This window comes from Streptomyces sp. NBC_00568 (assembly GCF_026341855.1).
Taxonomy (GTDB): Bacteria; Actinomycetota; Actinomycetes; order Streptomycetales; family Streptomycetaceae; genus Streptomyces.
Genome location: NZ_JAPENW010000001.1, coordinates 2,059,527 through 2,084,573 on the forward strand (window position 1 = coordinate 2,059,527; position 25,047 = coordinate 2,084,573).

Annotated in this window: 22 protein-coding genes and 1 pseudogene; 7 read left to right on the plus strand and 16 right to left on the minus strand. The window is 70.7% G+C overall.

Features of this window, described 5'->3' with window-relative positions:
- Positions 1-114 precede the first annotated feature (114 nt).
- The 3 genes from OOK38_RS08780 (at position 115) to OOK38_RS08790 (ending at position 1,644) form a co-directional block, all read left to right on the plus strand.
- Positions 115-711 carry a hypothetical protein gene (locus tag OOK38_RS08780; RefSeq protein WP_266765826.1) on the plus strand — a complete coding sequence of 199 codons (597 nt, stop codon included), beginning with the start codon at positions 115-117 and terminating at the stop codon, positions 709-711.
- Between the two features lie 63 nt (positions 712-774).
- Complete coding sequence (locus OOK38_RS08785) at positions 775-1,326, plus strand: VanZ family protein (RefSeq protein WP_266762040.1); 552 nt, start codon at positions 775-777, stop codon at positions 1,324-1,326.
- A 114-nt stretch (positions 1,327-1,440) separates the two neighbouring features.
- On the plus strand, positions 1,441-1,644 hold the full coding sequence (locus tag OOK38_RS08790) for a PspC domain-containing protein (RefSeq protein ID WP_266762038.1): 204 nt from the start codon (positions 1,441-1,443) through the stop codon (positions 1,642-1,644).
- A 158-nt stretch (positions 1,645-1,802) separates the two neighbouring features.
- Here the strand turns inward: OOK38_RS08790 and OOK38_RS08795 are convergent, their stop codons facing one another.
- Positions 1,803-2,156, minus strand: a complete 354-nt coding sequence (locus OOK38_RS08795) for an ATP-binding protein (protein ID WP_266762036.1) — start codon at positions 2,154-2,156, stop codon at positions 1,803-1,805.
- 142 nt (positions 2,157-2,298) lie between these two features.
- Positions 2,299-3,453 (minus strand): adenosine deaminase, encoded by a 1,155-nt coding sequence (locus tag OOK38_RS08800; RefSeq protein WP_266762034.1) that lies wholly within the window; start codon positions 3,451-3,453, stop codon positions 2,299-2,301.
- A 113-nt stretch (positions 3,454-3,566) separates the two neighbouring features.
- Here OOK38_RS08800 and OOK38_RS08805 point away from each other — a divergent pair, with 113 nt between their 5' ends.
- On the plus strand, positions 3,567-4,328 hold the full coding sequence (locus tag OOK38_RS08805) for an alpha/beta hydrolase (RefSeq protein WP_266762032.1): 762 nt from the start codon (positions 3,567-3,569) through the stop codon (positions 4,326-4,328).
- A 333-nt stretch (positions 4,329-4,661) separates the two neighbouring features.
- Here OOK38_RS08805 and OOK38_RS08810 read toward each other — a convergent pair whose 3' ends face one another.
- Positions 4,662-5,624, minus strand: coding sequence for a LysR family transcriptional regulator (locus tag OOK38_RS08810; protein ID WP_266762030.1), 963 nt, complete (start codon positions 5,622-5,624; stop codon positions 4,662-4,664).
- A 62-nt stretch (positions 5,625-5,686) separates the two neighbouring features.
- Here OOK38_RS08810 and OOK38_RS08815 point away from each other — a divergent pair, with 62 nt between their 5' ends.
- On the plus strand, positions 5,687-6,964 hold the full coding sequence (locus OOK38_RS08815; RefSeq protein ID WP_266762028.1) for an MFS transporter: 1,278 nt from the start codon (positions 5,687-5,689) through the stop codon (positions 6,962-6,964).
- A 139-nt stretch (positions 6,965-7,103) separates the two neighbouring features.
- Positions 7,104-8,192, plus strand: a complete 1,089-nt coding sequence (locus tag OOK38_RS08820; RefSeq protein WP_266762026.1) for a sigma-70 family RNA polymerase sigma factor — start codon at positions 7,104-7,106, stop codon at positions 8,190-8,192.
- Positions 8,193-8,231: 39 nt separating this feature from the next.
- On the opposite strand, the pseudogene OOK38_RS08825 reads toward OOK38_RS08820, so the two are convergent.
- A pseudogene (locus OOK38_RS08825) lies at positions 8,232-8,471 on the minus strand (hypothetical protein); the annotation flags it as partial.
- Between the two features lie 122 nt (positions 8,472-8,593).
- On the opposite strand from OOK38_RS08825, the gene OOK38_RS08830 reads away from it, so the two are divergent.
- Positions 8,594-9,514: an AEC family transporter gene (locus OOK38_RS08830; RefSeq protein WP_266762024.1), complete on the plus strand. Its 921-nt coding sequence runs from the start codon at positions 8,594-8,596 to the stop codon at positions 9,512-9,514.
- Between the two features lie 62 nt (positions 9,515-9,576).
- Here the strand turns inward: OOK38_RS08830 and OOK38_RS08835 are convergent, their stop codons facing one another.
- The 12 genes from OOK38_RS08835 to OOK38_RS08890 form a co-directional block, all read right to left on the minus strand.
- Entirely contained in the window at positions 9,577-10,860 is a 1,284-nt protein-coding gene (locus OOK38_RS08835; protein WP_266762022.1) for a thymidine phosphorylase, read from the minus strand.
- Positions 10,861-10,927: 67 nt separating this feature from the next.
- Entirely contained in the window at positions 10,928-11,338 is a 411-nt protein-coding gene (locus tag OOK38_RS08840) for a cytidine deaminase (protein ID WP_266762020.1), read from the minus strand.
- A complete protein-coding gene (locus OOK38_RS08845) occupies positions 11,335-12,600 on the minus strand; it encodes an ABC transporter permease (RefSeq protein WP_266762018.1) in 1,266 nt (421 codons plus the stop codon). Before OOK38_RS08845 ends, OOK38_RS08840 begins: the two co-directional genes overlap by 4 nt.
- Positions 12,597-13,721 (minus strand): ABC transporter permease, encoded by a 1,125-nt coding sequence (locus OOK38_RS08850; RefSeq protein ID WP_266762017.1) that lies wholly within the window; start codon positions 13,719-13,721, stop codon positions 12,597-12,599. The genes OOK38_RS08845 and OOK38_RS08850 overlap by 4 nt, the downstream gene beginning before the upstream one ends.
- Positions 13,721-15,412, minus strand: a complete 1,692-nt coding sequence (locus OOK38_RS08855; RefSeq protein ID WP_266765825.1) for an ABC transporter ATP-binding protein — start codon at positions 15,410-15,412, stop codon at positions 13,721-13,723. Before OOK38_RS08855 ends, OOK38_RS08850 begins: the two co-directional genes overlap by 1 nt.
- Before the next feature lie 243 nt (positions 15,413-15,655).
- Positions 15,656-16,708: a BMP family protein gene (locus OOK38_RS08860; RefSeq protein WP_266762015.1), complete on the minus strand. Its 1,053-nt coding sequence runs from the start codon at positions 16,706-16,708 to the stop codon at positions 15,656-15,658.
- Between the two features lie 323 nt (positions 16,709-17,031).
- Positions 17,032-18,090 (minus strand): BMP family protein, encoded by a 1,059-nt coding sequence (locus OOK38_RS08865; protein ID WP_266762014.1) that lies wholly within the window; start codon positions 18,088-18,090, stop codon positions 17,032-17,034.
- Between the two features lie 330 nt (positions 18,091-18,420).
- Positions 18,421-19,641 (minus strand): amidohydrolase, encoded by a 1,221-nt coding sequence (locus OOK38_RS08870; protein ID WP_266765824.1) that lies wholly within the window; start codon positions 19,639-19,641, stop codon positions 18,421-18,423.
- 414 nt (positions 19,642-20,055) lie between these two features.
- Positions 20,056-21,138 carry a hypothetical protein gene (locus tag OOK38_RS08875; protein ID WP_266762013.1) on the minus strand — a complete coding sequence of 361 codons (1,083 nt, stop codon included), beginning with the start codon at positions 21,136-21,138 and terminating at the stop codon, positions 20,056-20,058.
- A 38-nt stretch (positions 21,139-21,176) separates the two neighbouring features.
- A complete protein-coding gene (locus OOK38_RS08880; RefSeq protein ID WP_266848308.1) occupies positions 21,177-22,112 on the minus strand; it encodes an N-acetylneuraminate synthase family protein in 936 nt (311 codons plus the stop codon).
- Between the two features lie 13 nt (positions 22,113-22,125).
- Complete coding sequence (locus OOK38_RS08885) at positions 22,126-23,433, minus strand: N-acylneuraminate cytidylyltransferase (RefSeq protein ID WP_266762011.1); 1,308 nt, start codon at positions 23,431-23,433, stop codon at positions 22,126-22,128.
- A gap of 76 nt (positions 23,434-23,509) precedes the next feature.
- A complete protein-coding gene (locus OOK38_RS08890; RefSeq protein WP_266762009.1) occupies positions 23,510-24,883 on the minus strand; it encodes a DUF6716 putative glycosyltransferase in 1,374 nt (457 codons plus the stop codon).
- Positions 24,884-25,047: the final 164 nt, after the last annotated feature.

Below are 25,047 nucleotides of genomic sequence, written 5' to 3' on the forward strand. Positions count from 1 at the left end.
GCCTTCCCTCGGCCCGTCCGCCCACGGACCACCGGCACCCCGGAGGCCGCCCGGCCGCGGACGGGCGTGTTCCCGCGATCCCGCCGCGCGTCCCGGCGTTCGCGGCCGGCGGGGGTGCGCCCCTGGCTGGCCGTCCCGTTGCTCGCCGTGCTGCTCGCGGGGTGCGGGATCCGCTCCACGCAGGTGCCGACCGACTTCGGTCCGGCGCCCTCCCGGGTGCCCTGCGCCCTGTCCGGCCCCGACATCTCCACCCAGACCTCGCGCGGAGTGCCCGTCCAGGTGTTCCTGCTCTGCTCGGCGCAGCTGGTGACCCTCGACCGGTCGGTGCGCATCCCGGACGGTACGGCCGAGGCGGCGCGGCGGGTCCTGGTGGCCCAGGCGCTGCTCGACGAACTCGCGGAGACACCGTCGACGCCCGAGCAGCAGGCCGGGTACACGACGGACGTACGCGGCGGCATGACCGTCGGCGGGCCCCGCGGCCAGGACCCCGAGGACACCCTCCGGCTGAGCACCGCGCCGAAGGACCTCACCCCGGCGGCCCTCGCCCAGATCGTCTGCACCTTCTCCGACTCGGCCGCCGCGCGCGACGACGGCACCGTCGTCCTGGGCGGTCCGGCCCCCGCCCCGCTGCGCAGCTACGAGTGCACTCCCGAGGTGCGTGCCTCCCCCGGCACCGAGTCGCCGGGGTCGACGGCGGTCGGGGGTTCGTGACACGGCGGGGTCGAAAAACCCCGCCACGGAACCGATCGTGCCGGACCCCGCGTCTTGGGGGGCGTGCAGCGTCATGGTTCAGACGGCGGCAGCGCCGTCACCCGCGTCCGTGTGGCAGGAGGTGTCCTCCTTGTCGCATACCTGGCGCTCGTCGCCTGGATCACGCTGCGACCGCTGGACGTTCCCTGGGTCAGCGCCGCCAACGTGCGGCCGTTCGCGGGCATCAGAGCCGACCTCGCGCTGGGCCCCGAGACGGCGATCCGCCGCCTCGCCGCGGGCCTCGGCCTGCTCGCGCCGCTGGGCGTCCTGCTCCCGATGGCGGGTGGCAGGCTCACCGTCTCCCCCCTCGGCTCCCTCCTGCGGACGATGACCGCGGGCGCTCTGCTCTCGCTGGGCATAGAACTGCTGCAGACCGGTGTCCCGGGCCAGGTCGTGGACATCGACTCGATCACCCTGAACACCTTCGGCGTGGCCCTCGCGCACCTCGCGATCGTGCCCGCCGCCAGGGCCGCCCTCCGTCGCAGGGCCGAGACGAGGCATCGCGCCGCCGTGCTTCGGGAGGACCCCGCTCAGGGTCGGACCCCGACGATTCCCAGGGTCGGGATCGCTCCGTAGAGCGACGCTTCGTCCGCTTCGTCCTCGTAGCGTTGAAGACATCGGTGAAGGCACCGATGAGAACGACGAAGCCGGTCCGGCCGGCACTCGACGACGGTTCGCGAAGGAGCCACCATGACCGCCCTTGCCCGCCCCACGAACGGCCGCATGATCGGCGGAGTCTGTGCTGCGCTGGCACGGCGCTTCGGCACCTCCGCGACCACGATGCGCGTCATCTTCGTCCTGTCCTGCCTGCTCCCCGGCCCGCAGTTCGTGCTCTACATAGCGCTGTGGATCCTCTTCCCCTCCGAGGGCAAGGCCTCCCGCACCGCCTGGTGACCCGGGCGGACACGGCGGACGGACGGCAGACGGCGAACGCCGGTGGGGCGCACCCGACGAGGGTGCGCCCCACCGGCGTTTCGTCCAGCCGGCGCCCGTACGGCCCGGAGGCCCCTCGCTCGGACAGGCAGGGGGCCTTCTCGGTCCGGCGGAGAGCCTCAGCCCAGCGGAATGCCGTTCAGCGGCAGGCCGTGCGTGGGCAGCCCCTGCACCGGCAGCCCTCCGAGCAGTCCGGCGACGGGCGCGGCCGGCCCGTCGGCGAGCAGACGCGCGGCGGCGGGCTGGGCGGCGGAGACACCCGTGCCGAGCGCGCTCTGGCCCTGGGCGAGCGCCTCACCGGCACCGGGGAGCGCCTTGGTGACGTTCTCGGCGGGCAGCGTCCTGGTGACGGTGTCCAGCGCCGAGGAGGCGTCCGGCACGGCCGGGGCGGCGTTCGCGGCGCCCGCGCCGGCAGCGGCGAAAGCGGCGCCGAGAGCGGCGACACCGAGGGTCTTGGCAGCAGACTGCTTCATTATGAATGCGTCCTTGGATGGGTGACATGGGGATGTGAGCGGTCCAAAACCGTAAACACGCAAACCCGCCCTCCGCAAACATCGAAAAGCGGCCGAGTCATGGAGAAGAAGTGAAGACCCGGCCGCTTCCCACCCGCTCCGATCAGGCCTGATCTCCTACAGAACCGCTGGTCGAGGCAGTCTGCTGGAACAGCCATTCGGACTTCAGTTCTGCATATCCGGGCTTGATCACGTCATTGATCATGGCCAGTCGTTCATCGAAAGGAATGAATGCTGACTTCATAGCATTGACCGAGAACCACTGCAGGTCGTCGAGTGAATAACCGAACGCCTCGACAAGGTGCTCGAATTCCTGACTCATGCTCGTTCCCGACATCAGCCGATTGTCCGTGTTCACGGTCGCGCGGAAATGCAGGCGCCGCAGCAGCCCGATGGGGTGCGCCGCGTACGAGTCGGCGGCACCGGTCTGGAGATTGGAACTGGGGCACAGCTCCAGCGGGATGCGCTTGTCGCGGACGTACGACGCGAGCCGCCCGAGCTGCACCGATCCGTCCTCCCGCACCTCGATGTCGTCGATGATGCGCACGCCGTGCCCGAGCCGGTCGGCGCCGCACCACTGGAGGGCCTGCCAGATGGACGGCAGACCGAACGCCTCGCCGGCGTGGATCGTGAAGTGGTTGTTCTCGCGCTTGAGGTACTCGAAGGCGTCCAGGTGCCGGGTGGGCGGGAACCCGGCCTCGGCGCCCGCGATGTCGAAGCCGACGACGCCCAGGTCGCGGTAGCGGTTCGCGAGTTCCGCGATCTCCAGGGCACGGGCCGCGTGCCGCATCGCGGTCAGCAGTGCGCCGACCCGGATGCGGTGACCGTTCTCCCGGGCCAGCCGCTCCCCTTCCCGGAAGCCCTCGTTGACCGCCTCGACGACCTCTTCGAGGCTGAGCCCGCCCTCCAGGTGCTGCTCGGGCGCGTACCGCACCTCGGCGTAGACGACTCCGTCCTCGGCGAGGTCCTCGGCACACTCGGCGGCGACCCGCACCAGCGCCTCGCGGGTCTGCATGACGGCGCAGGTATGGGCGAAGGTCTCCAGGTACCGCTCCAGCGAACCGGAGTCGGCGGCCTCACGGAACCAGAGCCCGAGCTTGCCGGGATCGGTCTCGGGGAGGTTGGAGTAGCCCGTTTCCCGGGCGAGTTCGACGATCGTGCCGGGGCGCAGTCCCCCGTCGAGATGGTCGTGCAGCAGGACCTTGGGCGCCCGGCGGATCTGTTCCGAGCTCGGGGTGTTCCGGATCTGGCTCGTCATTTTCGCACTCTAGCCCCTACGCGCGTAGATCTCCTGTTGTACGAATCCGTCGATACGTAACGGTGACCGTGCGGACGGGTGGCGTACACCCTTGCTTCTGACACTGTTCTGTCATGGCACAGCAAGCGACGCCGGTTCGCAGGGCCCGGCTGGGGAGGGCGTTCGGCCCTGAGCCGTCGGCGGTCAGCGGAGTTGTTCTGCTGCTGCCGGGCGGCGAGGAGACCTCGGCCCGCAGACCCTCCCCCATGATGGCGACCGCCTCCGTACGCGCGTTGGGACGCCGTCTGACCCGCGCGGGAAGCGCCGAGGGCCTGGTCGCCCACGTGGTGCACTACCGGGTCCGCGGCTGGAACGGCAGCGAGGCGCATCTCGCGGCCGACGCGTCCTGGGCCGCGGACGAGGTCGTCCGCCGCTACGGCGACGTCCCCGTGTGCCTGGCCGGCATCGACATGGGCGGCCGGGCGGCGCTGCGCGCGGGCGGGCACACGGCCGTCAACTCCGTGCTCGCGCTGGCACCCTGGCTGCCCGAGGAGGACGTCGCCGCGCCACCCGAACCGGTGAAGCAGCTGGCCGGGCGGCGCGTGCTGATCGTGCACGGCACCAACGACGAGCGCACCGACCCGGAGCTGTCGTTCCGGCTCGCGGCGCGCGCCAAGAAGGCCAACCGCGGCATCTGCCGCTTCGAGGTCCACTCGGACGGGCACGCGCTGCACCAGCACCGGCACGAAGTCCTGGCCCTCGCGCAGGACTTCGTGCTGGGCGCGCTGTTCGGGCACGCCTTCTCCCGCCCGGTCGAGGACGCGTTCGCCGCGCCGCCGCCCCTGGGCCTGCGGATGCCGCTGGCGGCGGGCTTCGGACAGTCGCTCCGGCGGTAGCGGTCGCGGGTCCCGCCGAGCGGCGAGCTCCACGGCGAGCGACTCCGGTGGCGGGCTCTCCCGACGAGGGGGCGGGGTCTCCGAGCGGGCGGGGTCGGGCTCTCCCGGCGAGCGGGCGGGGTCTGCGAGCGGGCGGGGTCGACGGGGTGCCGGGGGCGGGGTCGTTCGGGCAGCGGGTCGTTGGGACAGTGGGCCGGGCGGGCAGCGAACCGGGCGGGCAGCGAGCCTGCCTACGACGGTCACTCGGGCGGGCAGCCTGCCTACGGCGGTCACTCGGGCGGGCAGCCTGCCTACGGCGGTCACTCGGGCGGGCAGCCGGCCTGCCTACGGCTGTCAGTCGGGCAGGAGGTGGCCGCGCCGGGACAGCAGGAACTTCTTGAAGGCGGCCACCGGCGGGGTGTCCGGGTGGCCGTCCAGCCAGGCGACACCGATCTCGCGCACGGCGCGCGGGGCGGTGACCGTGAGCTCGACAACTCCCGGGCGGGCGACGGCCGGTGGCGGCAGCAGAGCGACCCCGAGCCCGGCGGCGACGAGACCCCGGAGCGTCTCCGCCTCCTCCCCCTCGAACGCGATACGCGGCCTGAACCCCGCCTCCTGGCACAGGTCGTCGGTGATCCGGCGCATCCCGTAGCCCGGCTCCAGGGTCACGAAGGTCTCGTCGGCCGCCTCGGCGAGGCGGATGCGCTTGCGGGAGGCGAGCGGGTGGTCGGCGGGCACGACCAGGCGGAGCTTCTGCTCGTCGAGCCGGCGGCCCACCAGATCGGGCGCGTCCGGCACCGGCGAGGTGAGGCACAGGTCCAGCTCGCCCGAACGCAGCCGCTCCAGCATCGCCTCCCCGTAGTTCTGCACGAGGCTGAAGCGGACCCGCGGATGGTCGGCGCGAAAGGCGCGGATCAGCCCGGGCACCGTCTCCGAGCCCATCGTGTGCAGAAAGCCGAAGGCGACCTTGCCGGTGGCCGGGTCGGCGTCCGCGCGCACCGTGTCGGCGGCCCGCTCGATCTCGGCGAGGGCCCCCTCCACGGAGGAGAGGAAGGTGCGGCCCGCGGGGGTCAGCGACACCGTCCGGCCGCGGCGTGTGAACAGGTCGACGCCCAGGTCCTGTTCGAGCCGGACCATGGCCCTGGACAGCGTCGACTGCGGGACCTGCATCTGCTGCGCGGCCCGGGTGACGTGCTCGGTGCGGGCCACGCCGGCGAAGTACGCGAGGCGCGGGGCGAGCAGCCTCGACATGTGCGCGCTGTCTTCTGTGTCACTGAACGGTGACAGGTGAGCTTCTGACCTCTGCTGATGCACCATGGGAACGATTATGGCGATTCCATGCATTGGACGGATGAACGACGGGTCCTTAGGTTCGAGGCATGCCTTCCGCCAGTACCGAGGCGTCCACCACCGTGGGCGCCGCATCCTCCGTCCCTGTCACCGACTCCCGTATGGCCCCCGGTGGGCCCGGCTACCGCCGGATGAGCTTCGCCCTCTTCCTCGCGGGCGTCGCGACCTTCGCGCTCCTCTACTCCACCCAGGCCCTGCTCCCGCTGGTCTCCGCGGACTTCGGGGTGAGCGCGAGCGAGGCGAGCTGGACGGTGTCGGCCGCGACGGGCGGACTGGCGCTCTTCGTCCTCCCGATGAGCGCCCTGTCGGAGCGTTTCGGGCGGCGTACGTTGATGACGGCGTCCCTGGCCGTGGCGGTCACCGTCGGTCTCCTGGTCCCCTTCGCGCCGTCGATCGGCGCGCTGGTGGCGCTGCGGGCGGTGCAGGGCGCGGCGCTGGCGGGGCTTCCGGCGTCGGCGACGGCGTATCTGGCGGAGGAGGTCCGCCCCAAGGCGCTGATCACCGCGATCGGTCTGTTCGTCGCGGGCAACAGCGTCGGCGGGATGAGCGGGCGGGTCATCACCGGCTGGGTCGCGCAGGAGTGGGGCTGGCGGGTGGCCGTCGGCACCATCGGGCTGATCGCCGTGGGCTGCGCGGTGGCCTTCCGGCTGCTGCTCCCGGCGCCGCGCCACTTCGCGCGGGGTTCGCTGCGGCCGCGGGTCCTGGCCCGCACGGTGCGCGACCATCTCGCGAACCCGCTGCTGTGCCGGCTGTACGCGATCGGCGCGCTGTTCATGACGGTGTTCGGCGGGGTCTACACGGTCATCGGCTACCGCCTCGGCGAGGCGCCCTTCTCCCTCCCTCAGGGCATCGTCGGCTCGATCTTCCTGGTCTACCTGGTCGGTACGGTGTCGGCGTCGACGGCGGGCCGTCTGGTCGGCCGGGTCGGACGCCGCGGCTCCCTCTATCTGGCGGGCGGCACCACGACCGCCGGTCTGCTCCTCTCGCTCGGGGACTCCCTGGCGCTGGTCCTGCTCGGCCTGGTCCTGATCACGGCGGGCTTCTTCGCGGGCCACGCGGTGGCGTCGTCGTCGGTGAGCCACACCGCGCGCGAGGGGCGGGCGCAGGCCTCGGCCCTCTACCAGTCCGCGTACTACGTCGGCTCCAGCGCCGGCAGCACGCTCGGCGCGGTCGCCTTCCACGCGGGGGGCTGGGCGGGCACGGTGACCATGGGGCTGCTCGCGGTTCTGGGTGTCGTCTCGATCACCCTGTTCGGCTCCCACGCGGCCCGCGCCGCGTCCCGTCGCGCGCCCGCCCTGGCCCACTGAGCCCGGAACCCTCTCCGAAACACCCCCTGTGACCTGCGCCTTTCCACGCTCCGCACGCCATTGTCAGTGGGCTGCGGTAGCTTCCGAAGTGCCGGCGCGACGACGCGCGGAACGGAACAGCCACAGGGGTGGGTTGGCTATGAGTGACGGTACGGCGACGACGGCGGACCTGGATGTCCGGCTGGAGAGGCACCGGGTCGAGCTGACCGGGTACTGCTACCGCATGCTCGGCTCGTCCTTCGAGGCCGAGGACGCGGTGCAGGACACGATGGTCCGCGCCTGGCGCAGCTACGACAAGTTCGAGGGCCGCTCCTCGATGCGGTCCTGGCTGTACCGGATCGCGACGAACGTTTGCCTGGACATGCTCAACGCGGGCAACCGAAGGGCTCGTCCGATGGATCTCACGGCCCCCTCGCCGCTCGCCCAGGCGGCGCTCACCCCCCGCCCGGACAACACCTGGCTGGAGCCGATGCCCGACGCGCGGGTGCTGCCGCCCGCGGCCGGTGACCCGGCGGAGGCGGCGGTCGCCAAGGAGTCGGTGCGGCTCGCCTTCATGGCGGCCCTCCAGCAGCTGCCGCCCAAGCAGCGGGCGGTGCTCATCCTGCGCGAGGTGCTCGCGTGGCGGGCGAGCGAGGTCGCCGAGCTGCTCGGCACCACGGTCGCGTCGGTCAACAGCGCGCTCCAGCGGGCCCGCGCCACCCTCGCCGAGAGCGAGGGGGCGGGCGCGGAGGCCGCCACCTCGGACCCGCTCGACGAGGAGCAGCAGAAGCTCCTGGAGCGCTATGTGGCGGCGTTCGAGGGGTACGACATGACGGCTCTGACGGCGCTCCTGCACGAGGACGCGATCATGACGATGCCGCCGTTCGACCTGTGGCTGCGCGGTACGGACGACATCACCGGCTTCATGACGACGCTGGGCGCCGCCTGCACCGGATCGCGCCTGATCCCGGTCGAGGTCAACGGCCTGCCGGGTTTCGCCCAGTACAAGCCGGACGAGGAAGCGGGCGGTTACACGCCCTGGGCGGTGCAGGCGCTGGAGATCTCAAAGGGCCGTATCACCGGGTTCCACTGTTTCCTGGACACGGCCCGCTGGTTCCCGCTCTTCGGGCTCCCGCTCCACCTCGACGGACCCGAAGGAGCCGAAGGCCCCGGAGCCGTCGCCGCCCACGGAGTCGCGGGAGCCGGAGCTGCCGGAGGTCTCGAAGCGGAGGCCGACCAGGTCGAGTAGGGCCCGCAGGGCCGGGTCCGGGTCGCGCAGGCGTATCCGGCCTCCGGCCCGGCGGGCCGCCAGCTCCAGTCTCGCCAGGGCGTCGACGGCGGCGAGGCCGGGCGGCCCCAGGCCCGCGACGTCACAGACCACGACCCCGGCCCCGGTCACCTCGAGGAGTGCGCGGACGTCGTCGCAGAGCCGGGGCACCTCGTCCCGGGTGACGAGTCCTGGCAGCACGAGTACGGCGGGTGTCGCGGAATCCACAGTCAGTAGACCGGCCGCGGGCACGGAACTCATCGCGGGCGGCGCGGAGGATCACATTGACCCGCGCCCGCTCCTCCCCGTTGGGTTGGATGCATGCCCCATGAATCAGTTCCGCCCGCGATATCCGACGGCTTCCTCCACGCCGAGGAGGCGCCGTGCAAGGGGTGTTGACGGGCTTCGCGGTCATCGCCGTCGTCATCGGCGTCGGGTACGTCATCGGACGGCGGGGCCACCTCGGGGACAACGGGCGGGAGGTGCTGACGAAGCTCGCCTTCCACGTGGCCTCGCCCGCGCTGCTGTTCACGACGCTCGCGCAGGCCGACCTGTCGGTCATCTTCTCCAGCCGGCTGCTGGTCACGGCGATGAGCACGGCCGCGGCGGCCGGGGTGTTCGTCGCGGTGGGGTGCGGACGCCGCTGGGGCCTCGGCCGGACGACGATCGGCGCGCTCTGCTCCAGTTACGTCAACTCCGGCAACCTCGGTATCCCGATCGCCGTGTACGTGCTGGGCGATGCCTCGCTGGTGGCACCCGTGCTGCTGTTCCAGCAGATCATGGTCACGCCGATCGCCCTGACCGTCCTCGACCTGTCCGCGGCGGGCGAGAAGGGTCCGCTGTGGCGGCGGCTGGTCACCCCGCTGCGCAATCCCATCGCGGTCGGTTCGCTGAGCGGTGTCGCGGTGTCGGCGACCGGTCTGACCGTGCCGGACCCGATTCTGGATCCGCTCCAGTTGATCGGCGGCATGTCGGTGCCCGCGGTGCTGCTGGCGTTCGGGATCTCGCTGTGCGGCAGCAGCCTGCCGGGCCGCGGCTCGGACCGGGGTCCGGTGCTGCTGTCCGTCGTGCTGAAGTCGGTGGGCCAGCCGCTGGCCGCCTGGGCGCTGGCCGTCGGCGTGTTCGGTCTGCGCGGCGCGCCGCTGCTCGACGTGGTGGTCACCTCGGCCCTGCCCGCCGCGCAGAACCTGTTCACGTACGCCTCGCGCTACCGGGTCGGCGAGACCCTGGCTCGCGAGTCGATCCTGCTCTCGACGATCCTGGCCGTGCCGGTGCTCGTCGTGATCGCGGCCGTGCTCGGGTGAGACGCGACGGGGACCGGCGCGAGAGCGCCGGTCCCCGTCGCGGAGCGGAGTGGGTGGCCCGATCAGGCGATCCGGTCCAGCACGATCGGGGTGGACGTGAAGTCCGTGCCCGCCGCCGCGATGTCGTACGAGCCCTCGACCGCCTGGAGCGCGTACTCGAAGCGCTCCGGGGTGTCCGTGTGGAGGGTGAGCAGGGGCTGGCCCGCCGTCACCGTGTCGCCCGGCTTGGCGTGCAGCTCGACGCCCGCGCCGGCCTGCACCGGGTCCTCCTTGCGGGCACGTCCGGCACCCAGGCGCCAGGCGGCGATACCGATGTCGTACGCGTCCAGACGGGTCAGCACACCCGAGGCCGGGGCGCTCACGACGTGCCGCTCGCGCGCGGTGGGCAGTTCGGCGTCCGGGTCGCCGCCCTGAGCGGCGATCATGCGGCGCCACACGTCCATCGCGGAGCCGTCGGCGAGCGCCTTCGCCGGGTCGGCGTCCTTCACTCCGGCCGCGTCGAGCATCTCGCGCGCCAGGGCGATGGTGAGCTCGACGACGTCGGCGGGGCCGCCACCGGCGAGGACCTCCACGGACTCGCGGACCTCGAGCGCGTTGCCCGCGGTCAGACCGAGCGGCGTCGACATGTCGGTGAGCAGCGCGACCGTCTTCACACCGTGGTCCGTGCCCAGGCCGACCATCGTCGAGGCCAGCTCGCGGGCGTCCTCGATGGTCTTCATGAAGGCGCCGGAGCCGACCTTCACGTCCAGGACCAGCGAGCCCGTGCCCTCGGCGATCTTCTTGGACATGATGGAGGAGGCGATGAGCGGGATGGCCTCGACCGTGCCGGTGACGTCGCGGAGCGCGTAGAGCTTCTTGTCGGCCGGGGCGAGGCCGTCACCGGCCGCGCAGATGACCGCGCCCGTGGTGTCGAGGACGTGCAGCATCTCCTCGTTGGACAGCAGCGCGCGCCAGCCCGGGATGGACTCCAGCTTGTCCAGGGTGCCGCCGGTGTGGCCGAGGCCGCGCCCGGACAGCTGCGGCACCGCGGCACCGCAGGCGGCGACCAGCGGGGCCAGCGGAAGCGTGATCTTGTCGCCGACGCCGCCCGTGGAGTGCTTGTCGGCGGTCGGGCGGGACAGGGACGAGAAGTCCATGCGCTCGCCCGAGGCGATCATCGCGGCCGTCCAGCGGGCGATCTCACGGCGGTTCATGCCGTTGAGCAGGATCGCCATGTTGAGGGCGGCCATCTGGTAGTCGGCGACCTCGCCACGGGTGTACGCGTCGATGACCCAGTCGATCTGCGGATCGCTGAGTTCGGCGCGGTCCCGCTTGGTGCGGATGACGGAGACGGCGTCCATGGCCATGGCGTTCCTTCCGAAAAGATGAGCGGCCCCTCCCTGGGATCAGTCGATCAGGAGGGGCCGCGGGGCATTACTTGGTGAGATGACCGGGGCCGAAGGCCTGCGGGAGCATCTCGGAGAGCGGCACGATCCCGGCCGGGGTCTCCAGGAGCAGTCCGGGCCCGCCGAACTCGAAGAGCAGCTGCCGGCAGCGACCGCACGGGACGAGGATCTCGCCCCGCCCGTCGACACACGTGAAGTGCGTCAGCCGGCCGCCGCCGGTGGTGTGCAGCTCGGAGACCAGACCGCATTCGGCGCACAGCGCGAGCCCGTAGGAGGCGTTCTCGACGTTGCAGCCGGAGATGATCCGGCCGTCGTCGACGCGGGCGGCGGCGCCGACCGGGTACTCCGAGTAGGGGGCGTACGCGCGGGACATCGCCGTACGGGCCACCTCCCGCAGCTCCTCCCAGTCGACGCCCGCGGGCTCCGCGCCGGAGGTCACTTGCCTTGTCCCTTCCGGTACGGCAGACCGTCCGCCTTCGGCATGCGCAGGCGCTGCGCCGACAGTGAGAGGACGAGCAGGGTGATGACGTACGGCGTGGCGGAGACGATCTGGCTGGGCACCTCGTTGGTCATGGAGTACCAGAGGAACACGAGGACGCCGATGACCAGGGTGATGACGGCGGACACGTACTTCTTCTTGACCGCGAGCCAGATCGCGCCGATGGCGAGCAGGATGGCGCCGAGCAGCAGCAGGGCGTGGACGTTCTCCGAGCCACCGCGCAGGTTGAGGCTGTCGGTGTAGCCGAACAGGACCGCGCCCAGGGCGAGTCCGCCGGGCATCCAGTTGCCGAAGATCATCGCGGCGAGACCGATGTAGCCGCGGCCGGCGGTCTGGCCCTCCAGGTAGAAGGGGTTGGCGACGATGGAGAGGAAGACACCGCCGAGGCCGGCCAGACCGCCGGAGATGATCACGGCGATGTACTTGTACTTGTAGACGTTCACGCCGAGAGACTCGGCCGCGATCGGGTTCTCACCGCAGGACCGCAGGCGCAGACCGAACGGGGAGCGCCACAGGATCCACCAGGTGGCGGGGATCAGTGCGACGGCGATCAGGGTCAGCCAGGAGACGTCGGTGACCAGGCCGCCGAGCAGACCCGCGAGGTCCGAGACGAAGAACCAGCCCTTGGAGTTCAGGGTGCTGAGCCAGTCGGAGAGCCCTGGCACGGTGAACTGGCCGAGCGATTCGACCGGCGGGGACTGCTTGGCCGAGCCGCCCGGGACGCCCTCGAAGGCGAGCGGGGAGAGATAGCGGGTGGCACCGAGCGCCAGGATGTTGATGGCCACACCGGAGACGATGTGGTTGACGTTGAAGGTGACCGTCATGATCGCGTGCAGCAGACCGCCGATGGCGCCGCCGATGACGCCGATCAGGATGCCGGTCCACGGGCCCCACTGGTAACCGGCCCAGGCGCCGAACCAGGTGCCGAGGATCATCATGCCTTCGAGGCCGATGTTGACGACGCCCGAGCGCTCGGCCCACAGACCGCCGAGACCGGCCAGGCCGATCGGGACGGCCAGCTCCAGCGCGGTGGACATCTGGCTGACGTTGGTGATGCCGTCGGCGCCGGTGATGATGCGGACGATCGAGGTGAGCGCCAGGCCGCCCGCGATCACCAGCAGGAGGACGGGAAGCGACATCCGGCGGCTGCCGGGAGCCGCGGGCTGCAGCGTGGGCTGGTTGACGTCGGTTGCGGTGGTCATCGGCCAGCCACCTCCTTCTCGGTGTTGTTGGAGCCGCCGAGGACGTTGCCCGCGGCGAGTTCCGCGCCGACACGGCGCTGCTGGCGGCGCAGACCCCACTCGCGCACGGCCTCGTACGAGACGACGACCGCGATCACGATCAGGCCCTGCATGATGACCGCGATCTCCTTGTCGTACCCGTGGAAGTCGAGCTCGGGCGAGGCCTTGTCCAGCCACGCCCACAGCAGGGCCGCGAAGGCGATGCCCACGGGACTGTTGCGGCCGAGCAGTGCGATACCGATACCGAGGAAGCCGATGCCGGTCGGGAAGTTCAGGCTGTAGGTGTGCGTGTCGCCGAGCAGGATCGGCAGACCCGCGAGACCGGCGATACCGCCGGAGAGCAGCATCGCGGTGAGCACCATGCGCTTGGAGTTCACACCGCTGGCCGCGGCGGCGGACTCGGAGGCGCCGGAGGCGCGCAGGTCGAAGCCGAAGCGGGTGCGGTTGAGGACGATCCAGTAGCCGATGCCGAGGACCACCGCGAGGATGACCAGACCGTAGATCTCGCCCGATTCGCCCATGTCGAAGCCGGGAACCCAGCCCGACTTGTGCATCTCGCCGGTGGTGTTGTTGTTGCCGAGCTTGACGCCGAAGACGTCGGGCAGCCACAGGTAGGAGATGACCGAGACCGCGATCGCGTTGAGCATGATCGTCGCGACGACCTCGCTGACTCCGCGGGTGACCTTGAGGACACCGGCGATACCGGCCCAGAGGGCCCCGGTGCAGATGGCGGTCACCATGAGCAGCGGGACCTGGAGCGCGGCCGGCAGCGCGACGTGCGCGCCGACGATCGCGGCCATCATGGCGGCGAGCTGGTACTGGCCGTCCACACCGATGTTGAACAGGTTCATCCGGAAGCCGATGGCCACCGCCAGCGCCGCGATGTAGTACAGCGAGGCCTGGTTGATGATCAGGACCTGGATGTCGGAGTACGTCGCCTGCTGGAACATCAGCGTGTACGGCTCGAACGGGTTCTGGCCCGAGGCGAGCAGCACGACCGAGGTCAGTGCCACGGCGACGACGAGCGCGATGACCGGTCCGGCCACCCCGAGGAGCAGGCGCTCCTTGTCGAACTTCTTCATCAGCGGGCCTCGTCTTCCGGGGCGTCTGCCGGGGTCTCGGCGGGCTCTTCGAGCTCGGCCTGTTCGGCGAGCTCCTCGTTCTCCAGGTGTCCGGAGGCGGCGCCGGTCATGGCCGAGCCGAGTTCCTCCGGGGTGATGGTGGACGGGTCGGCGTCCGCGACCAGCTTGCCGTTGTAGATCACCCGGAGCGTGTCGGACAGGCCGATCAGCTCGTCCAGGTCCGCGGAGATCAGCAGGACGGCGAGTCCTTCGCGGCGCGCCTCGCGGATCTGGTCCCAGATCTGCGCCTGCGCGCCGACGTCCACACCGCGGGTGGGGTGGGCGGCGATCAGGAACTTCGGCTTGTGGCTCATCTCGCGGCCGACGATCAGCTTCTGCTGGTTGCCGCCGGACAGGGAGGCCGCGGTGACGTCGATGCCGGGCGTGCGCACGTCGTACTGCTCGACGATGCGGCGGGTGTCCTGCTGGGCGCCCTTGATGTCGATCCAGATGCCCTTGGCGTTGGGCTTCTCGGTGACGTGGCCGAGGATGCGGTTCTCCCAGAGGGGGGCTTCCAGGAGGAGGCCGTGGCGGTGCCGGTCCTCGGGGATGTAGCCGATGCCGCCCTCGCGGCGCTTGCGCGTCGACAGGCCGGTGATGTCGTCGCCCAGGAAGCGGATGACACCGGAGTCGGCGCCCTTGAGACCGATCAGCGCGTCGATGAGTTCGGTCTGGCCGTTGCCCTCGACACCGGCGATGCCCATCACCTCACCGGCGTGGATGGTGAAGGAGACATGGTCGAGCACGAGCCGCACGGCGCCGCGCTCCACCTGGTCCATGAGCAGGCTCGCCGAGCTCTTGCCCAGCGACTCCGAGCCCGCGGCGAAGACGACCAGGTCGTCGACCTCGATCACGGCCTGGTCGGTGACGGTCGACTCGGACGTCTCCGGCGTCGGCAGCTCGCTGCCGACCATCAGCTCGGCGAGCTGACGCGGGGTCGTCTCGGACGGGACGGCGGTACCGACCGTCGTGCCGCGCCGGATGACCGTGATGTCGTCGGCGACCGAGAGGACCTCGCCCAGCTTGTGCGAGATGAAGATGACCGACAGGCCCTCGGCCTTGAGTTCGCGCAGGTTGTCGAAGAGCGCGTCGACCTCCTGGGGCACGAGGACGGCGGTGGGCTCGTCCAGGATCAGGATCTGGGCGCCGCGGAAGAGGACCTTGAGGATCTCCACGCGCTGCCGGTCGGCGACGCCGAGCTCCTCGACCAGGACGTCGGGGCGGACCCCGAGGCCGTAGCGCTCGGAGAGCTCCACGATCTTGCGGCGGGCCTTGCCGCCGATGCCGTACAGCTTCTCGCTGCCCAGGACGACGTTCTCCAGGACGGTGAGGTTGTCGGCCAGCATGAAGTGCTGGTGGACCATGCCGATGCCGCGGGCGATGGCGTCTGCGGGCGACGAGAAGGTGACCTGCTCACCCTCGACGGCGATGGTTCCCTCGTCCGGCTTCTGCATGCCGTAGAGGATCTTCATCAGCGTCGACTTGCCGGCGCCGTTCTCGCCGACGAGGGCGTGCACGGTGCCCTTGCGGACGCTGAGGTGGATGTCGTGGTTGGCCACGACGCCAGGGAATCGCTTGGTGATCCCGGCGAGTTCGACAGCGGTCGCCTGACCGTTGACCGCGCCGGCCGGAGGGCTGCTGGACGCGTTGATGGCGCACTCTCCTGAGGGAAAGGGGGTCGTCTACGCGCGTAGCGCCCCTACGGCAACGAAAGGGGCCACGCGCCGCGAGAACGGGATACGGGGAGCCAGACTCCTCGTATCCCGTTGAGCGGACGTAACCCCGCGGTTACCAAGCGACTCCGGGGCAGAACAGGCACCCCTCCGTACCGGACGGCACAGAGACGTACCCGAACTTCCCCGGGACCGCATTGGCTGCTCCTGAGGTCCTGCTCGTCAGCTGGTCTTGACCTTGATCGCACCGCTGATGATCTTCTCCTGGGCGGCCTTGACGGCGTCCTGGATCGCGGTGTTGCTCTTGAACTCCGGGTTGGAGTCGGCCAGGCCGACCTCACCGGACTTCAGATCGCCCCGAACGATACCGGTCGCGGGCTTGCCATCCTCGACCGACTTCGCCAGGTTGTAGACCGCCTTGGCGACATCCTTCGTGGCGGAGGTCAGGATCGAGTCCTTGTACTTCGCCAGGGCTTCCTGCTTGTACTGGTCGGAGTCGACACCGATGGCCAGCACGTTCTTGGCGGCGGCGGCCTCGATGACACCCTGACCGGAGAGACCGGCCGCGGCGTAGACGACGTCGGCCTTCTTCTCGATCTGGCCCTCGGCGGCCGTCTTGCCCTTGTCGGGGCTGGAGAAGCCACCCTCCTGGGCGGTCTGCGTCAGGTACTGCGAAAGGACCTTGACGCCGGGCTTGGTGTCCTTGACGCCCTGCTCGAAGCCCGCCTCGAACTTGTGGATCAGCGGAACGTCCACGCCGCCCACGAAGCCGACGACGTTGCTCTTGGTGGCCTTGGCGGCGGTGACGCCGGCGAGGTAGGAGGCCTCCTGCTCGGAGAAGACCAGGTCCGCGACGTTCTTCGCCTCGACGGTGGAGTCGTCGACGATGCCGAAGGTGGTCTTCGGGAACTTCGCCGCGGCGGCCTTGACGGCCGGGCCGTAGGCGTAACCGATGCCGATGACCGGGTTGAAGCCCTGCTTGGCCAGCGAGACCAGGCGCTGCTCCTTGTCCGCGTCCGTCTCACCGTCGGTGGGCTCGACGTCGGCGGTGTCGTACTTGAACTCGTCCTTGGCCTTCTTCAGGCCCTCGAACGCCGCGTCGTTGAACGACTGGTCGCCCTTGCCGCCGACGTCGTACGCGATGGCGAGGCCCTTGTCACCCTTCGCGTCCGACGAGGACGAGCTGGAGGTCGAGGTGCCGCCGCAGGCGGACAGAGCGAGGGCGAGAGAGGCGGTCGCAGTGCCTGCGAGCGCGATGCGGGTAACCCGGCGCATGTGTTGTTGCTCCTGTCGTACAGCGCCTGACGGTTCAGCTTCGGCGCTGGCTTCGCCGCAGATTAACGCGCGTAGACCAACTAGAAAACCCCTTCTGTCCACCTTGTTATCCGGCTGTGCCCGACGCCACTCGCCGTCGGGCCCGGGAGGTGCCGATCGCAAAGGAACCGTGGCGGTGGGTGACCCCGAAAACGGACAGCGGAACGGGCGGGCACCTGGGGTGCCCGCCCGTTCCGCTGTACTTCGACCGCGTTCGTCCGATCGCCCGGTCGACGGGGGTGGCGGCGGATAGGCCCGCCACGGTCACCCGCCACTCACGACGACTACTCGCTCTTGACCTTGATGCTGCCGTCGACGATGGCCGCCTTGGCCTTGGCCACGGCGTCGGTCAGACCGGCGATCTCGCCCATCTTCGGGTTGCTGTCGGCGAGGCCGACACCGTCCACCTTGAGGTCGAAGGTCTGCGTGCCGGTCAGCGGCTTGCCGTCGTGGACCGACTTGGACAGCGTGTAGACCGCGCCGCCGACGTCCTTGAGCGCGGAGGTCAGGATGTGGTCCTTGTACGCCGCCAGCGCCTCCTGCTTGTACTGGTCGGAGTCGACGCCGATCGCCCACACGTTCGCCTTGGCGGCGGCCTCGATGACGCCCTGACCGGAGAGACCGGCCGCGGCGTAGAGGACGTCGGCGCCCTTCTCGATCTGGCCCTCGGCGGCGGCCTTGCCCTTGTCGGGGCTGGAGAAGCCACCCTCCGCGGCGGTCTGCGTCAGGTACTGCGAGAGGACCTTCACGCCGGGCTTGGTGTCCTTGACGCCCTGGGTGTAGCCGGCCTCGAACTTGTGGATCAGCGGAACGTCCACACCGCCGATGAAGCCGACGGTGTTGCTCTTGGTGGCCTTGGCGGCCGCGACACCGGCGAGGTAGGAGGACTCCTGCTCGGCGAAGACCAGGGAGGCCACGTTCTTGCCGGGCACGACCGAGTCCACGATGCCGAAGCTCGTCTTCGGGAACTTCGCGGCGGCCTTCTCCAGCGCGGGACCGTAGGCGAAGCCGATGCCGATGACCGGGTTGTAGCCCTGCTTGGCCAGCGACTCCAGGCGCTGCTGCTTGTCAGCGTCCGTCTCGTTGTCGGTGGGCTCGATGTCGGCCGTCTTGTAGCCGAACTCCTTCTGCGCCTTCTCCAGGCCGGAGAACGCGGCGTCGTTGAAGGACTGGTCGCCCTTGCCGCCGACGTCGTACGCGATGGCGAGGCCCTTGGCCCCGCTGCTGTCGCTGCTGTTGCTGCTGCTGCCGCTGTCGTTGCTGGTGCCGCCGCAGGCCGTGGCGGCGAGTGCGAGCGACGCGACCCCCACCGCGACGCGGGTCAGGCTGGCTATCCGACGCATCTGAAGTTCCCCATTCTCCAAAGCCCCGCAGTGGGTGCTGAGTTCGGCGCACATTAACGCGCGTAGACCGTCCAGGGAACGGGATTCCGCCTGGCCGTTATCCATTCGTGCCGATGGCCGGTTACGTCCTTGTGAACCATGGGACCGAAAGGTGCGTTTGGGGAGGCAGCACCCACGACGACCATCACACGCTGTGTCCGACAGGTGGAGCCCGCGTGACGGAGCGGGTGGTTCCTGCTCCACGGAGTGACTGTTGACGAATGACTCGGCACCACGCTACTGCGAGGCATCGGGGGGCGCGACTTGAGTCACCGGCCGCGCCCCGGGCCGTCAGTCCCGCTCGTCCAGGAGGGCCGCCGCGGTGAACATCTCGACGCCGACCGTGATCGCGTACTCGTCCGCGTCGAAGTCGCCCCGGTGCAGATCGCGGATGGTGCGGTCACCCGGCGGGCGCACGCCGAGGCGGGCCATCGCGCCGGGCACGTGCTCCAGGTACCAGGAGAAGTCCTCGCCGCCGAGGCTCTGCTCGGTGTCCTCGATGGAGTGCGCGCCGCGCCGGGCGGTCATCGCGTCGCGGAGCAGCTCGGTGACGGCCGCGTCGTTGACGACCGGCGGGACGCCCCGGATGTAGTTGATCTCGGACTTGGCGCGGTAGAGGTTGGCGATCTCGTCGATCGCCGCGTGGACGAGGTCCGGCGCGGCCCGCCAGGCGTCGAGGTCCAGGCAGCGGATCGTCCCGGACAGCTCGGCGTGCTGCGGGATCACATTGCAGGCGTGCCCCGACTCGATGCGTCCCCAGGTCACCGCGAGCCCGCTGCGGGCGTCCACGCGGCGGGCGACGAGCGCCGGCACGTCGGTCACGACCCGCGCGGCGGCGGTGACGAGGTCGGTGGTCAGGTGGGGGCGCGCGGTGTGGCCGCCCGCGCCGTCGAGCGACACCTCCAGCCGGTCGCACGCCGAGGTGATGGCGCCGTGCCGCAGTCCGATGCGCCCCGCGTCGACCCTCGGGTCGCAGTGAACGCCCACGATCCGCCCGACTCCTTCGAGGACCCCGGACTCGATCGCGTCCGGGGCGCCGCCGGGCAGCACCTCCTCCGCGGGCTGGAAGATCAGCCGCACACGCCGGGGCAGCAGCCCCTGGGCATGCAGGTCCGCGAGGACGAGACCGGCGCCGAGCACGACCGCCGTGTGGATGTCGTGTCCGCAGGCGTGGGCCCGGTCGGGCACGGTCGAGCGGTACGCGCAGTCACTCTTCGTGTCCGGGATGGGCAGCGCGTCGATGTCGGCGCGCAGTGCCAGCATGGGGCGTACGTCGTCCGGGTCTCCGATGTCACAGATGAGGCCGGTCCCGATGGCGAGGACGCGCGGCTCCAGGCCCGCCCGCTCCAGGCGCGCCTTGATCGCCGCGGTGGTGCGGAACTCCTGATTGCCGAGCTCCGGGTGCATGTGCAAGTCGCGACGGAACGCCACGAGTTCGGCGCGCAGTGCCTCGGGCAGCGCGCCGGGGAGCAGCGGCTCCCCGGGGAGATCGGCCTCGGACTCTCGGGACATCAGTTGGTTCACCCTTTGAAGGGTAGGACGATCGGGCGGCCAACTGACCCACGATCAACAAAAGTTCAGCCCGTTAGGGGAAGAAAATCTGGCCGCGTGGCGCATGACCGGCTTCGAGGATGGGTAAACTCGCCCGGCTCTTCGGGCGTTTGGATCTTGAACAGGCCTGGGTGACCGGCTGCGATCCCACTCGGCCGGGGTTCGCCCGCCGATGTGCACAGGACAACGCCCGACGTGCCCGAGCCCATTCCCGTACGTGCTCTCCACCGTCTCACAACACCGCAACCGGATTCCGGACTGTCACCGTCGCGCGACACGATCGTCACGTTCCGTTGTTCATGGGTGCCGGGCGAGGAACCCGAAGGGCCCGGCACGGTGTGCCGGGCCCTTCGTGACGGGGATGTGCGGCCGGTTCTAGACGGCCGAGACCGCCGAGAGGCGGTGGACGTCACGGGCCGTCCCCGTGACCCCGGACAGGAAGCCCTGGGCCCGCGGCGAGGCGTTCTCCGTCAGCCAGCTGGGGTCGATGTCGCAGACGGCGACGCGCACATCGGTGCCGACCAGGGCCAGCGGCAGCGTGTGCACGACCGTGGACGGGAAGCTCAGAATCGTCCGTCCTATGGGGCCGCGCCGGGCGATCAGCTCGAGCGGCAGGTCGGGGCGGACGATCTCCAGGCCCGTCTCGACGGCCAGCCGGTGCAGCTTGTCGACGCTCTCGCGGCGGTGCGCGAAGTAGCGGGTCGCGCCGTGCGTCCTGGCGAGCGCGCGGACCGCCTCCAGATAGCGGTCCGGGTCGACCACGCCCGTCTCGACGAGCGAGGTGCCGACCAGGTCGGCGCCCTTGGTGATGCGGGGCGGGCCGAACCGGGCCCGGGTCCAGGAGAAGTCGTTGGCGGTGATCCGGACGCCGTCCGGTGCCGACTCGATCGGCATCGAGGAGAAGACCTCGACCTTGCGGCGGTCGGAGGGCGTCAGCCGGCGGCGGGCCGAGGCGGACACGGGAGCGAAGAGCACGTCCCGCGGCCCGGGGCGGCCGCCGCGCCGGTGCCAGCGCACCAGGCGTTCACCGCGGGCGAGCTGGGCGACGAACTCCATCGTCGCCGTGCCGTCGTCGACCACGACCAGGTCCTGTGCCCGGGTGATGGTCAGCAACAGCTGCACATAGCGGGAGAACGGGTCCCCCATGACGATCCGCCGGGCCCGGCGCAGCAGCGGAGCCAGCCCCCCGATGGTGTGGAAGGGGGCCGTGGTGCCACCGCGCGCCTCCTCCCAGCGGACCGTGTGTCCCTCGTCGCGGGCGAGCTCCGCCATCCGGCGCAGCTGACCGCGGGTCATCGGGTCGTTGGGAGACAGGACGACGAGGGTGAGCCCCGCGCCGGGTGCCGCGGAAGCACTGTGGGCCTGTGTGTGCGCCCACTCCAGCACGTTCAGGAGCTGTACCGGACTCTCGACGAAGGCGAGAGTGTGGGAGCCGGCGGAACCGGCGCGGGGGCTCATCGACGTACGACCGTCCCGTCGTAAGGGATTCAGGGTGTTCAGACCGAGACGGGTTCGCCCGCGGCCGCGGCGATCTCGGCCTCGGCGACGACGCCCGTGACGCGGCGCAGCTTCTTCATCGGGCCGAGCTCGGACTCGTAGACCTTCTTGACACCGTCACCGAGGGAGGCCTCGATGGTGCGGATGTCGCGGACGAGGCGGGTGAGGCCCTGCGGCTCGACGGAGGCGGCCTGGTCGGAGCCCCACATCGCGCGGTCCAGGGTGATGTGACGCTCGACGAAGGCGGCGCCGAGGGCGACCGCGGCGAGCGTGGTCTGCAGGCCCGTCTCGTGGCCGGAGTAGCCGATCGGGACGTTCGGGTACTCGGCCTGCAGGGTGTTGATGACGCGGAGGTTGAGCTCCTCGGCCTGCGCCGGGTAGGTCGACGTGGCGTGGCACATCAGGATGTTGTCGCTGCCGAGGACCTCGACCGCGTGACGGATCTGCTTCGGCGTCGACATGCCGGTGGAGAGGATGACCGTGCGGCCGGTGCCGCGCAGGGCGCGGAGCAGCTCGTCGTCGGTCAGGGAGGCGGAGGCGACCTTGTGGGCCGGGACGTCGAACTTCTCCAGGAAGGCGACGGCCTCGGTGTCCCACGGGGAGGCGAACCAGTCGATGTTCTTGCTCTTGGCGTACTCGTCGATCTGGCGGTACTCGTCCTCACCGAACTCCACGCGGTGGCGGTAGTCGATGTAGGTCATGCGGCCCCAGGGGGTGTCGCGCTCGATGTCCCACTGGTCGCGCGGGGTGCAGATCTCCGGGGTGCGCTTCTGGAACTTGACGGCGTCGCAGCCGGCCTCGGCGGCGGCGTCGATCAGCTTGAAGGCGTTCTCGAGCTCACCGTTGTGGTTGATGCCGATCTCGCCGACGACGTAGACGGGGTGGCCCGGGCCGGCGGTCTTCGAACCGAAGTTGCGCAGACGGGAGTTGCTCATGGTGAAACGTTCCTTACTTGTCGAGGGAGTCGAGAGAAGGGCCGAGGATCCAGCTGGCGATCTCTCGGATCGCGCCGTCGCCGCCGGGGACGGTGGTGACCGCGCGTGCGGCGCCGCGCACGACGTCGTGGGCGCTCGCGACCGCCACCGGCCAGCCCACGAGGGCGAAGCAGGGGAGGTCGTTGACGTCGTTGCCGACGTAGAGCACGCGCTCAGGCGCGATGCCCTGCTCCTCGCACCACTGCTTCAGTGCGAGGTCTTTCCGGTCGATGCCGTGCAGGACCGGGATCTTGAGCTTCCGGGCCCGGGCGGCGACGACCGGGTTCTGTTCCGTGGACAGGATCAGCATCGTGAGACCGCTCTTGCGGAGGGCCGCGATGCCGAGGCCGTCCCCGCGGTGCACGGAGACGAACTCCCGTCCGTCGGAGTCGATCAGCACCCTGTCGTCGGTCTGGGTGCCGTCGAAGTCGAGGACGACCGCGTCGATGTCGGCTGCGGTCGGGAGGGTGCCGGGCCGGTTCGCGTCGAAGAGCGGCGCGAGGGCCCGGGCGCGGGCGAGGTCGTGCGGGTCGTCGATCTCCAGCACGCGGGCCGGGTCGGTGCGCACGAGTTCGGTGCGGCCGAAGAAGCGGTGCTTCGCCCTGCGGAAGCCGTTCGCCTCCATGGCGTAGACGGCACCGGTCTCCAGAAGGTCCTGGGGGCGGTCCTGTCTGCGCGGGCGGAAGGACTTGTCGTGGTTGATGCCGTAGCCGCCGCTGGTGGTGGTGTCCGCGACCAGGGTGTCGGAGCCGCCGTCGAGGGCCGCGCGCCCGGTCCCGGCGGCCACCGCGGCCGTGGGCTCGTCGTCGCCGTCGCGCCACACGAAGCCGTGGAAGGGGGCCACGGTCAGCGCCGTGTCCGCGCCGTTCGCGACGATCGCGTTGACGACGCCGTCCACGTCCTCGCGGATGATGAACGGGCTGGTGCACTGGACCAGCAGCACCACGTCGACCGGAGAGCCGTGCAGCGCCTCGTGGGTGTCCATGGCGTGCAGGACGGCGGCCTCGGAGGTGGCGGTGTCCCCGGCGATGGCGGCGGGGCGCAGCACGACCTCGGCGCCGGCCTGGCGGGCGGCCGCCGCGATGGCCTGGTCGTCGGTGGAGACGACGACGTCCGTCACGAGGCGGGTGGCGCGGCACTCGCGCACCGCGCGGGCCACCAGCGGCACGCCGCCGACCGGGAGGAGGTTCTTCGCGGGCACGCCCTTGGAGCCGCCGCGCGCGGGGATCACCGCGAGCACGCGGCGCACCGGCGCGGCTTGGCCCGCTTCCGAGTTGGTCATGCGCTGTTCTCCTTGACGAGGGAGGCGAGAGAGGCGTGGGGGGCGAGGCGGTGCGCGTTGCCCGCTGTCGGGGCGCTCACAGCTCGCCCATCCGGCGGATCACCGGGGCCACGCGCTGGACGCCGTGGCGGTAAGCGCCGCGGGCGGCCCGGCGCACGATCTGCCGTACGGGGCTGGGTTCCCGGTCCGCCGCGGGGGCGCCGGGCAGCGGGCTGCCGTCCGGGCCGAGGTGGTGGCGGGCGAGGATGCCGGGCAGATAGCCGGGCGCGGTGACGGGCGTGTAGTAGGGAGCGAGGGGCGGCAGCCTGTCCGCCGCCAGCAGCTCGGTGATGCGCAGCCGCGCCGCGTCGAAGGCGGTCTCGTACGATCCGTCGGCTGCGACGCCCTGCCGGGCCACCCACTCGGCGTCGGGCGCCGGCCGGTGCCCCGCGTCGAGCTGGTCCCAGGAGGCGAGGCAGCCTGAGCCCACGAAGTGGTGGTTGCCGAGCGCCTCGCGCACCCCGAGGTCGCTGAGGACGACGGTGGGGATACGGCGGTGCAGGGATTCCAGGGCGGCGGTGGAGCTGATGGTGACCAGCAGGTCGGTGCGGTCGAGGACCTCGCCCATGTGGCCGTACACGAGGCGGAAGTTGGCCGGCGGGTCCGCCTTCTGCACCAGCTTCTGGTAGGGCAGTTCCTCGATGTGCGTGGTGTGTTCGCCCGGCCTGGAGCGCAGCTTGAGCAGGACCTCGCGGTCCGGGTGCAGCCGTGCGTGCCGGATCAGCCGGTCCAGCAGGTACGTACGGTCCTTGCGGTTCTCCGGTACGGAGGGCTGGGCGGCGAAGACGACCGTGTAGGGCCTGCGCCCTTGCTTCGCGGACGGGTCGTTCTCCGTGTACGGGTCGTTCTCCGTGTACGGGTCGTTCTCCGTGTACGTGGCCCCGCCGAGGAAGGGCAGCGCGACCTCGGTCACCGATCCGGCGTCGGCGCCGACCCCCTCGTACACGGCCCGGAAACGGTCCGCGTCCTGGCGGGAGTTGGCGAGGACGAGATCCGCGCCGTGCCGCAGGAGCAGCCCGTCCGCGAGCTTCTCGTAGACGACGCCGACATAGCCGGTGACGACCAGGGGCCGCTTCGCGCGCCCGTCCCAGGCGCGGGCCAGGCCGTGCAGCACCGCCTGGACGGCACCGCCGACCAGGGCGAGGACGACCACGTCGTAGGCGTGGTCCTCCTTGCCCAGCTCGCGCAGGAACTCGACGGCGGTGACCTCGCGGAGGGAGTCCGCGCGGACGCCGACCTCTTCGAGCTGGCGGGCGGTCGGGGTGGCACGGCCACGCAGGAGGTACCCGTCGAGGCGGATGTCCGAGTCGGCCGGGGAGACGCGGTTCGCGGTGAGCGAGCCCCATTTCCACCTGGTGTCGGAATCCGCGAGGACGGCAACTCGCAGGGACTTCGTGGTACTTGCTGGCACGTCCTAGACGCTAGGAAGCCTTTTCGAGGAGCGGCCCAACCTGAATACAACAAACGGTTAACAGCGCGCCGACGAATGGCGAATCAGCCGGGGATCGACTGAGAAAACGGCTTGGTTCACGGTTCCGCCACGCGTCGTTCACCTGGCATCTCACCAACGGTAAA

Coding starts and splice junctions, on each gene's coding strand:
- OOK38_RS08790 (WP_266762038.1), top strand. CDS start 1,441: ATGACCGCCCTTGCCCGCCCCACGAACGGCCGCATGATCGGCGGAGTC.
- OOK38_RS08795 (WP_266762036.1), bottom strand. CDS start 2,156: ATGAAGCAGTCTGCTGCCAAGACCCTCGGTGTCGCCGCTCTCGGCGCC.
- OOK38_RS08800 (WP_266762034.1), bottom strand. CDS start 3,453: ATGACGAGCCAGATCCGGAACACCCCGAGCTCGGAACAGATCCGCCGG.
- OOK38_RS08805 (WP_266762032.1), top strand. CDS start 3,567: ATGGCACAGCAAGCGACGCCGGTTCGCAGGGCCCGGCTGGGGAGGGCG.
- OOK38_RS08810 (WP_266762030.1), bottom strand. CDS start 5,624: ATGGTGCATCAGCAGAGGTCAGAAGCTCACCTGTCACCGTTCAGTGAC.
- OOK38_RS08815 (WP_266762028.1), top strand. CDS start 5,687: ATGCCTTCCGCCAGTACCGAGGCGTCCACCACCGTGGGCGCCGCATCC.
- OOK38_RS08820 (WP_266762026.1), top strand. CDS start 7,104: ATGAGTGACGGTACGGCGACGACGGCGGACCTGGATGTCCGGCTGGAG.
- OOK38_RS08835 (WP_266762022.1), bottom strand. CDS start 10,860: ATGGCCATGGACGCCGTCTCCGTCATCCGCACCAAGCGGGACCGCGCC.
- OOK38_RS08845 (WP_266762018.1), bottom strand. CDS start 12,600: ATGACCACCGCAACCGACGTCAACCAGCCCACGCTGCAGCCCGCGGCT.
- OOK38_RS08850 (WP_266762017.1), bottom strand. CDS start 13,721: ATGAAGAAGTTCGACAAGGAGCGCCTGCTCCTCGGGGTGGCCGGACCG.
- OOK38_RS08860 (WP_266762015.1), bottom strand. CDS start 16,708: ATGCGCCGGGTTACCCGCATCGCGCTCGCAGGCACTGCGACCGCCTCT.
- OOK38_RS08865 (WP_266762014.1), bottom strand. CDS start 18,090: ATGCGTCGGATAGCCAGCCTGACCCGCGTCGCGGTGGGGGTCGCGTCG.
- OOK38_RS08870 (WP_266765824.1), bottom strand. CDS start 19,641: ATGTCCCGAGAGTCCGAGGCCGATCTCCCCGGGGAGCCGCTGCTCCCC.
- OOK38_RS08875 (WP_266762013.1), bottom strand. CDS start 21,138: ATGAGCCCCCGCGCCGGTTCCGCCGGCTCCCACACTCTCGCCTTCGTC.
- OOK38_RS08880 (WP_266848308.1), bottom strand. CDS start 22,112: ATGAGCAACTCCCGTCTGCGCAACTTCGGTTCGAAGACCGCCGGCCCG.
- OOK38_RS08885 (WP_266762011.1), bottom strand. CDS start 23,433: ATGACCAACTCGGAAGCGGGCCAAGCCGCGCCGGTGCGCCGCGTGCTC.